Raw genomic sequence first — 8,237 nt, forward strand, 5'->3', positions numbered from 1 at the left:
GGGTCGCGGACCTGCTCGCCGACGACCGTCCCGCACGACGAGCGAAGGAGTCCGGATGAGCTTCATGGAGAAGCTGCGCGGCCAGCTGATCGACATCGTCGAGTTCCTCGACGAGAGCCGGGACACGATCGTCTGGCGCTTCCCGCGCCAGGGCAACGAGATCAAGAACCAGGCGAAGCTCGTCGTGCGCGAGGGGCAGAGCGCCGTCTTCGTGAGCGAGGGCCGGCTCGCCGACGTGTTCGGGCCGGGCACGTACACGCTCGAGACCAAGAACCTGCCGATCCTGTCGACGCTGCAGGGCTGGAAGCACGGGTTCAGCTCACCGTTCAAGGCGGAGGTCTACTTCGTCACGACGCGCCAGCTCACCGACCTCACGTGGGGCACGCAGAACCCGGTGATCCTGCGCGACCCGGAGCTCGGCGCTGTGCGGCTGCGCGCGTTCGGCACGTACGCGCTGCAGGTCGTGGACCCGGCGGCGCTGCTGCACCAGCTCGTGGGCACCGACCCGCAGTTCCGCACCGACGAGATCGGCGACTACTTCCGCCGCCTCGTGGTCGGCCAGCTCGGGCCGGCGCTCGCGGAGGCCGGCGTCGCGGCGGTCGACCTCGCCGCGAACCAGGGCCAGATCGCCACGCGCCTCGCGGGCCAGCTCTCGGAGGACCTGTCGGAGTACGGCATCGCCGTCCGGCGCTTCGTCCTCGAGAACGTCTCCTTCCCGCCCGAGGTCGAGGCGGCGCTCGACAAGCGGACCCAGATGGCCGTCGTCGGGAACCTCGACCAGTACACGAGGTTCCAGGCGGCGAACGCGATCGAGACCGCGGCGGGGAACCCCGGCGGGGCGGGCGACGGCCTGGGCCTCGGTGCGGGGATGGGCCTCGGGGCCGCGATGGGGCAGCAGCTCGCGCAGTCGCTCGGGACGCCGTCGGCCCCGCAGGCCCCGGCGGCGCCCGCCGGTCCGCCGCCGCTGCCCGCCGCGGAGTCGCCCTGGTACTGGGCCGTGGACGGCGCGCAGGCGGGTCCCGGCACGACGGCGGACCTCGCGGGCCACGTCCGGTCCGGGGCCCTGACGCGCGGTTCGCTCGTCTGGCAGCAGGGCATGAACGCGTGGACGCCCGCCGGGCAGGTACCCGCGCTCGCGTCGCTGTTCGCCGCGACCCCGCCGCCGCTGCCGCCGACGGGCACCCCGACCGGCACCTCCAGCGACCCGGCGGCGGGCTGACGGTGAGCGACACCCGGGGTGAGCTGGTCCGCACGCGCTGCGACGCGTGCGGGTCGCAGCTCGCGTACGCGCCGGGCACGCAGCACCTGCGCTGCGTCGCGTGCGGCGGCACGGTCGACATCGTGCACGCGCCGGGGGATGCGGTCGACGAGCACTCCTTCGACGCGTGGGCCGCGGCACAGGGGGGCGTGCGCGCCGGGCTCCTCGACGCCCGCACCCTCGTGTGTGACGGCTGCGGCGCGACGACGCAGGGCACGGACCTGTCCGTCGCGTGCCGGTTCTGCGGCGGGCACCTCGTCGTGGCGGCCGAGACCGACGGGCTCGTGCAGCCGGAGGCGGTCGTGCCGTTCGGCGTCGAGCAGGCGCAGGCGCGCGAGGCGTTCCGGCGGTGGGTCCGCTCGCGCTGGTTCGCGCCGGCCGAGCTGAAGAAGGTGGGGGACACCGAGTCGCTGCACGGCTCGTACGTGCCGCACTGGACGTTCGACGCGCGCACGTCGTCCGCGTACACGGGGCAGCGCGGCGACGCGTACTACGTCACCGTGAAGCAGGGGGACCAGGAGCGCCAGGAGCGGCGCGTGAGCTGGACGCACGTCGCGGGGCACGTCGCGCGCGACTTCGACGACGTGCTCGTGCCCGCGTCGTCCCAGGTCGCCGAGCGCGACCTCGCCCGGCTCGGGCCGTGGCCGCTCGCGCAGGCCGTGCCGTTCCGCGCCGAGTACCTCGCCGGGTTCGCCGCGGCGCGCTACGAGGTCGAGCCGCCCGTCGGGCTCGAGCGGGCGCAGCAGAAGATGGCCCCGGTGATCCGGAGGGACGTCGAGCGCGACATCGGCGGCGACGAGCAGCGCGTGGGGTCGGTCCGCACCGCCTACGCCGACGTGATGTTCAAGCTCGTGCTCCTGCCGCTGTGGGTCGCGACGTACGTGTACGCGGGCAGGCAGTGGCAGGTCATGGTCAACGCGAACACGGGACAGGTGGTCGGACGACGTCCCTACAGCGTCGGCAAGATCGTGCTCGCCGTCGTGGCGGGCCTGCTCGTGGTCGCCGCGCTCGTCTGGTGGTACGTGCGCTCGCAGACGTGAGCGGTCAGTCCCGGCGCGCGTCGTACGCGCGCTGGGACGCCGACACCTCGTCGACCGCGCCCTCGAGGACGTCGATGAGCCCCGAGAGGCTGTCCGCGACGCGGCGCCCGAGGTCGGTGAGGGAGTACTCGACGTGGGGCGGGATGCTCGCCCGCACCTCGCGCACGACGATGCCGTCGCGCTCGAGCGACTGGAGGGTCTGCGCGAGCATCTTCTCGCTGACCCCGTCGATGCGGCGGCGGAGCGCGTTGAAGCGCACCGCGCCGTCGCGCAGGCCCGCGACCGTGAGCACGCCCCAGCGCCCGGTCACGGCCTCGAGCACGTGGCGCGAGGTGCAGCCGCGCTGGAAGACGTCGGCCACCATCGCGTCGGTGGGTCCGGTGTCCTCCACGGGACGGGCGTCGGTGGTCATCGCCCCAGGATACGGCGCCCGCCTGTGGCGAGTGCTGTGAGATAGGTCGCACTCACTCATGGTTGGCACTTACGAAAAGTAAGCGCATGCTGGTGGTCGCGCGGTCGACCGGCCGCGCCCCGCACTCGAAGGAGCCCGCGCATGTCCATCGCCGTCACCGGAGCAAGCGGCCACCTCGGCCGCCTCGTCGTCGAGTCCCTCCTCGCCCGCGGGGCCGACGCGTCTCAGGTCGTCGCGCTCGCGCGCACGACCGCCAAGGTCGCGGACCTCGCCGACCGCGGCGTCGAGGTCCGCGAGGCCGACTACGCACAGCCGGAGACGCTCGCCCCCGCGCTCGCCGGGGTGGACGTCCTCGTGCTCGTCTCCGGGTCCGAGGTCGGGCAGCGCGTCGAGCAGCACCGCAACGTCGTCGACGCCGCGCGGGCCGCCGGGGTCGCGCGCGTGGTCTACACGAGCGCCCCGCACGCGACGACGTCCGCGCTCGTGCTCGCGCCCGAGCACAAGGCGACCGAGGAGCTCCTCGCCGCCTCGGGCCTCGCGACGACGGTCCTGCGTAACAACTGGTACACCGAGAACTACGTCGGCGACGTGCTCGCCGCGCGCGAGTCCGGCGAGATCGTCGCGAGCGTGGGCGACGGCCGCGTCGCGAGCGCGAGCCGCGCGGACTTCGCCGAGGCGGCGGCCGTCGTCGCGCTCGCCGCGCACGAGGACGCGTCCGCGCACGCGGGCGCCGTGTACGAGCTGAGCGGTGACGTCGCGTGGACGTACGACGACCTGGCCGCCGCGGCGGCCGAGGTGCTCGGGCGCCCCGTCGTCTACCGGCGCGTGTCGCCCGACGAGCACCGCGCGCTCCTGCTGGGCGCGGGCCTGGACGAGGGGACGGCCGGGTTCGTCGTCGCGCTGGACGGCAACATCCGCGACGGCCTGCTCGCCGAGGTCACCGAGGACCTCCGCCGGCTCCTGGGCCGCCCGACGACGCCGCTCGTCGACGGGCTGCGCGCCGCCGTCGCGCAGGGCTGAGCCGGGCGGCGCGGCCGTCCGGGCGACCGGGCGGCCGCGCGGCGGCGTCCGTCAGTGGGACGCCTTGACGACGAGCACCGGGACGGGCGAGTCCAGCAGGACGCGCTGCGTGGTGCTGCCGAGCAGGAACTTGCCGACGGGCGAGCGCTTGCGCGCCCCCACGACGACGAGGTCGGGGGTCGTGCGCTCGGCCTCGTCGATGATCGCCTCGGCCGGGTCGCGGTGCTCGGGACGGTACGAGACCTCGGGGCGCGCGACCTGGGCGGGGAGCGTGTCGAGCAGGTGCGCGAGGCTCGCGGGGACGCCCGCGTCGGCGTCCTGCGGCGTGAGCACGAGGACCGCGAGGGGGGTCGAGCGGTGGACCGCCTCGGCGACGGCCGCCCGGAATGCGGTCTCGCCCTGCGGGGAGTCGTTGTACGCCACGAGGACGGTCATCGCGCGGGCCCTTCCGTCATTCCGTCGTGCTGCGGTTGAACTCTCTCACAGCGCGGCGTCCGTCGCCGGTCGGCGGGTCGCGCCGTCACCGGGGTCGCGGAGCACGGCGTCGGGCACCGCCAGGGTCGGGGGCAGCAGGGGCGGCACGACCTCGCGCAGGATCGCCTCGATCTCCCGCCGGCGCCGCGCGCCGAGCCGCTCGGCGGGCGCCGTGACGCTCACGGCGGCGACCGGCTGCCCGGCGCGCAGGACCGGGACGGCGACGCAGCTGATGCCCGGCTCGTTCTCCTCCGTCTCCGTGGCGAACCCGGTCGCGCGCGTGGCCTCGCACGTCGCCCGCAGCGCGGTGGGCGTCACGGGGTGGTCCTCGGGCGCGGCGGCCGCGTACCAGGCGAGCGCACCCTCGTCGAGAGCCCGCTGGGAGAGCAGCGCGCGCCCGAGCGCGGTGGTCGCCGCCGGGCGGCGCCGGCCGACGGCCGACCAGACGCGGACGGCGCGCGCCGGCTCGACCTTGTCGAGGTAGACGATCTCGGTGCCGGCGAGGGCACCGAGGTGCACGAGCTCGTCGGTCGCGCGGCACACCGCGACGAGCACCGGGTGCAGGAGCGCGGGGAGGTTCTCCTCGCCGAGGTAGACCGTCGCGAGCGCCGTCGCCGCCGGGCCGAGGCGGTAGTCGCCGGTCGTCGCGTCCTGCTCGGCGTACCCGCGGAACCGCAGGGCCGCGAGCGTGCGGTGCAGCGACGCCTTGTGCAGCCCGAGCGAGCGCGCGAGGTCCCCGAGCGCGACACCCCCGGGACCGGCCGCGGCGAGCGCCTCGAGCGCGACGAGCGCCTTGTCGACGCTGCCGAGCGGGCTCTCGGCCGCCCCCGGGGTGCCCGACGGCGCACGTCCGGCTTCCGCCATCGTGACTCCTTCGCCTAGAGTGCGTTCCGTAGTGAACAACAGGTGTTCACCATAGCGAAACGGAGCCTGGATGTCACCCCTGGGACCCCTGGAGGGGATCGCGCGTGCCCGCGTCGTGCCGGTCGTCGTCGTCGACGACGCGGCGCAGGGCGTCCTCGTCGCGAGCGCGCTGCGCGACGGCGGCCTGCCCGTCGCCGAGGTCACGTTCCGCACCGCCGGGGCGCGCGCGGCGATCGAGGCGATCGCGCGCGAGGTGCCCGACGTGCTGGTCGGCGCGGGCACCGTCGTCACGGCCGCGCAGGTCGACGAGGCGGTCGACGCCGGGGCGCGGTTCCTCGTCTCGCCCGGGCTCTCCGCCGGCGTCGTGCGCCGCGCGCAGGAGCTCGGCGTGCCCGTCGTCCCGGGCGTCGCGACGCCGTCGGACGTCATCGCCGCGCTCGACCTCGGCCTCGACGTCGTCAAGCTGTTCCCCGCGAACGTCGTCGGCGGGCCCGCCGCGGTCACGGCGTTCTCCGCGCCGTTCCCCGGCCTGCGGTTCGTGCCGACCGGCGGCGTGAGCGCCGCCAACCTGCTCGACTACCTGGCCCTGCCCGCCGTGCTCGCCGCCGGCGGCTCCTGGATGGTCGACGCCGCGCTCGTGCGCGCGGGCGACACCGCCGAGATCACGCGCCGCACGCGCGAGGCCGTCGCGCTCGCCGCGTCCGCCCCCCACCCCGCCGAAGGAGCCTGACCATGACCGACACCCTCACCGCCCGGGCCCCGCTCGCCGTCCGCCCCGCGGCCGACTGCGCCTACGACGTCGTCGCGCTCGGCGAGGTCATGCTGCGCCTCGACCCGGGGGAGCGCCGCATCAAGACGGCCCGCAGCTTCGACGTGTGGGAGGGCGGCGGCGAGTACAACGTCGCGCGCGGCCTGCGTCGCGCGTTCGGCCTGCGCGGCGCGATCGTCACCGCGCTCGCGGACAACGAGGTCGGGCGCCTCGTCGAGGACCTCATGCTCACGGGCGGGCTCGACACGCGCTGGGTCCGGTGGCGCGAGGACGACGGCATCGGCCGCACGGTGCGCAACGGGCTCAACTTCACCGAGCGCGGGTTCGGGGTGCGCGGCGCGGTCGGCGTCTCCGACCGCGGCAACACCGCGATCGCCCAGCTCCGGCCCGACGACGTCGACTGGGACGACGTGTTCGGCCGCGGCATCCGGTGGTTCCACACCGGCGGCATCTTCGCCGCGCTGTCGGAGTCGTCCGCGGACGTCGCGGAGGCGGCCATGGCCGCCGCCCGCCGCCACGGCACGGTCGTCTCCTACGACCTCAACTACCGCCCCTCGCTCTGGAAGGGCATCGGCGGCGTCGAGCGCGCGCAGGAGGTGAACCGCCGCCTCGCGCGGTACGTCGACGTGATGATCGGCAACGAGGAGGACTTCACCGCGTCGCTCGGGTTCGCGGTCGAGGGCGTCGACGAGAACCTCACCGACCTCGACACGTCCGCGTTCCGCGCGATGATCACGCGCGCGGCCGAGGAGTACCCGAACTTCCAGGTCGTCGCGACGACGCTGCGCGGCGTGCGGACCGCGACGGTCAACGACTGGGGCGCGATCGCGTGGTCGCGCGTGCAGGGCTTCGCGGAGGCGACGCACCGCCCCGGCCTGGAGATCCTCGACCGCGTGGGCGGCGGCGACTCGTTCGCGTCGGGCCTCGCGTACGGGCTCATGGAGCTCGGCTCGATCCAGGAGGCCGTCGAGTACGGCGCGGCGCACGGGGCGCTCGCGATGACGACCCCCGGCGACACGTCGACGGCGTCGCTCGCCGAGGTCCGCAAGCTCGCGTCGGGCGGCAGCGCGCGCGTGCAGCGCTGACCCCTTCGCCACCCGTCTCCCGCCGTGCCGGGCCGCACGTCCAGGGTTAGTGTGGGCGCGCTGTCGGCGGGAGGCGGGAGGTGCGGCGTGGCTGGTGGGGCCTTCGTGCCCGGGCTGCCCCGCCGCGGCGCCGAGGAACCGCCGGACCTGGGCCGAGCCCTGGAGCACGCGCGCATCCTCCGCGCGGCGGGCGACCCGGCCGGTGCCGCCCAGGTCCTGGACCGGGCCTTCGCGGCCGAGGGGGTGCGGACCCGCACCGTCGCCGAGCGTGTCCGGTTCCGCGCCCTGGTGCTCCGTGCCGACCTCGCGCTCGCCCTGCACGACGACGCGGCCGCCGCGCGCTTCCTCGAGGGCGTGGAGTGGTTCCGCGCCGGGGCCGACTTCCTCCCGCGCGTGGCCGACGCGCTCGCCGCCCTCGACGACGAGGTGCACCTCGCCGACGAGCTGCGCGACCGCCTCGCGAGCGAGCGCCGCACGGGCTGACCCGCCGTCCCACCTGCCGGGCCGGGAACCGCCCGCGCGGGAACCGCGTTGGACTGCGCAGTACCGGTGCGGGCGCCGACCGCGCCCGGCCCATCTCGCGAGGAGGCAGACATGCTGTGCCCCACCGACCAGACCGTGCTCGTCATGACCGAGCGCAAGGGCGTGGAGATCGACTACTGCCCCACGTGCCGCGGCGTGTGGCTCGACCGCGGCGAGCTGGACAAGATCATCGACCGCTCGGTGGAGGGCGAGATCGCCGCCGAGGCCGCGGGCCCGGGCGCCGCCGCGCCGCCCGCACCCGCCGCACCGGCACCGACGTCGTACCCGCCGGCCGCCGCCGCGGACTACGGCAGCCCCGCCCCGCGCTCCGGGGAGCGGTACGGCGACCGGCGCGACGACGACCGTGACCGCTACCGCGACGACCGCTACCGCGACGACCGCTATGACGAGCGTCCCCGCGACGACCGGTACCGCGACGACCGGGACCGCCGGTACGACGGCCGCGACGGCTACGACCCCCGCTACCGCAAGCGCAAGAAGAAGGAGTCGTGGCTCGAGGACCTCTTCGACTTCTGACGCGCCCCGTGGTCGACTGTCCCGCGTGACCGTCCTCGACTCGTTCTCGCTCGTCGGCCGCACGGCCCTGCTCACCGGCGGCAGCCGCGGCATCGGGCGCGCCGTCGCCCGCGCGCTCGGCGAGGCGGGGGCCCGCGTCGCGGTCACGGCGACCACCGCGGGGGGGGGGGGCCCCCGCGCCCCCCCCCCCCCCCCCCCCCCCCCCCCCCCCCCCCCCCCCCCCCCCCCCCCCCCCCCCCCCCCCCCCCCCCCCCCC

Annotated in this window: 10 protein-coding genes; 7 read left to right on the forward strand and 3 right to left on the reverse strand. The window is 75.9% G+C overall.

The annotated features are described in order from the left end of the window. Nucleotides 1-55: 55 nt before the first annotated feature. Together AC3WT4_RS15810 and AC3WT4_RS15815 are read left to right on the forward strand one after the other, a co-directional pair. On the forward strand, nt 56-1,219 hold the full coding sequence (locus tag AC3WT4_RS15810; protein ID WP_492315887.1) for an SPFH domain-containing protein: 1,164 nt from the start codon (nt 56-58) through the stop codon (nt 1,217-1,219). Nucleotides 1,220-1,221: 2 nt separating this feature from the next. Further along, nucleotides 1,222-2,298: a hypothetical protein gene (locus AC3WT4_RS15815; protein ID WP_492315888.1), complete on the forward strand. Its 1,077-nt coding sequence runs from the start codon at nt 1,222-1,224 to the stop codon at nt 2,296-2,298. Nucleotides 2,299-2,302: 4 nt separating this feature from the next. On the opposite strand, the gene AC3WT4_RS15820 is transcribed toward AC3WT4_RS15815, so the two are convergent. Further along, complete coding sequence (locus AC3WT4_RS15820; RefSeq protein WP_074809138.1) at nt 2,303-2,710, reverse strand: winged helix-turn-helix transcriptional regulator; 408 nt, start codon at nt 2,708-2,710, stop codon at nt 2,303-2,305. Between the two features lie 141 nt (nt 2,711-2,851). On the opposite strand from AC3WT4_RS15820, the gene AC3WT4_RS15825 reads away from it, so the two are divergent. Next, nucleotides 2,852-3,730 carry an SDR family oxidoreductase gene (locus tag AC3WT4_RS15825; protein ID WP_061266945.1) on the forward strand — a complete coding sequence of 293 codons (879 nt, stop codon included), beginning with the start codon at nt 2,852-2,854 and terminating at the stop codon, nt 3,728-3,730. A gap of 51 nt (nt 3,731-3,781) precedes the next feature. Here the strand turns inward: AC3WT4_RS15825 and AC3WT4_RS15830 are convergent, their stop codons facing one another. Beyond that, complete coding sequence (locus AC3WT4_RS15830; RefSeq protein ID WP_074809141.1) at nt 3,782-4,165, reverse strand: universal stress protein; 384 nt, start codon at nt 4,163-4,165, stop codon at nt 3,782-3,784. A gap of 45 nt (nt 4,166-4,210) precedes the next feature. Next, complete coding sequence (locus AC3WT4_RS15835; protein WP_108047386.1) at nt 4,211-5,068, reverse strand: IclR family transcriptional regulator; 858 nt, start codon at nt 5,066-5,068, stop codon at nt 4,211-4,213. A gap of 70 nt (nt 5,069-5,138) precedes the next feature. On the opposite strand from AC3WT4_RS15835, the gene eda reads away from it, so the two are divergent. The 4 genes from eda to AC3WT4_RS15855 all read left to right on the forward strand — a co-directional run bounded on the left by eda (nt 5,139) and on the right by AC3WT4_RS15855 (nt 7,981). Next, nucleotides 5,139-5,798: a bifunctional 4-hydroxy-2-oxoglutarate aldolase/2-dehydro-3-deoxy-phosphogluconate aldolase gene (gene eda, locus AC3WT4_RS15840; RefSeq protein ID WP_108047384.1), complete on the forward strand. Its 660-nt coding sequence runs from the start codon at nt 5,139-5,141 to the stop codon at nt 5,796-5,798. A 2-nt stretch (nt 5,799-5,800) separates the two neighbouring features. Next, nucleotides 5,801-6,922, forward strand: a complete 1,122-nt coding sequence (locus AC3WT4_RS15845) for a PfkB family carbohydrate kinase (RefSeq protein WP_492315889.1) — start codon at nt 5,801-5,803, stop codon at nt 6,920-6,922. Nucleotides 6,923-7,009: 87 nt separating this feature from the next. Continuing rightward, nucleotides 7,010-7,405: a DUF8817 family protein gene (locus tag AC3WT4_RS15850; protein WP_143031191.1), complete on the forward strand. Its 396-nt coding sequence runs from the start codon at nt 7,010-7,012 to the stop codon at nt 7,403-7,405. Between the two features lie 111 nt (nt 7,406-7,516). Next, nucleotides 7,517-7,981 (forward strand): TFIIB-type zinc ribbon-containing protein, encoded by a 465-nt coding sequence (locus tag AC3WT4_RS15855; RefSeq protein WP_492315890.1) that lies wholly within the window; start codon nt 7,517-7,519, stop codon nt 7,979-7,981. Nucleotides 7,982-8,237: the final 256 nt, after the last annotated feature.

This window comes from Cellulosimicrobium sp. EB106-03-01-XG111 (assembly GCF_058792115.1).

Excerpts from the sequence above, each read along its gene's own strand:
- AC3WT4_RS15855 (WP_492315890.1), top strand. The coding sequence starts at position 7,517 with ATGCTGTGCCCCACCGACCAGACCGTGCTCGTCATGACCGAGCGCAAG.
- AC3WT4_RS15820 (WP_074809138.1), bottom strand. The coding sequence starts at position 2,710 with ATGACCACCGACGCCCGTCCCGTGGAGGACACCGGACCCACCGACGCG.
- AC3WT4_RS15845 (WP_492315889.1), top strand. The coding sequence starts at position 5,801 with ATGACCGACACCCTCACCGCCCGGGCCCCGCTCGCCGTCCGCCCCGCG.
- AC3WT4_RS15810 (WP_492315887.1), top strand. The coding sequence starts at position 56 with ATGAGCTTCATGGAGAAGCTGCGCGGCCAGCTGATCGACATCGTCGAG.
- eda (WP_108047384.1), top strand. The coding sequence starts at position 5,139 with ATGTCACCCCTGGGACCCCTGGAGGGGATCGCGCGTGCCCGCGTCGTG.
- AC3WT4_RS15825 (WP_061266945.1), top strand. The coding sequence starts at position 2,852 with ATGTCCATCGCCGTCACCGGAGCAAGCGGCCACCTCGGCCGCCTCGTC.
- AC3WT4_RS15835 (WP_108047386.1), bottom strand. The coding sequence starts at position 5,068 with ATGGCGGAAGCCGGACGTGCGCCGTCGGGCACCCCGGGGGCGGCCGAG.
- AC3WT4_RS15830 (WP_074809141.1), bottom strand. The coding sequence starts at position 4,165 with ATGACCGTCCTCGTGGCGTACAACGACTCCCCGCAGGGCGAGACCGCA.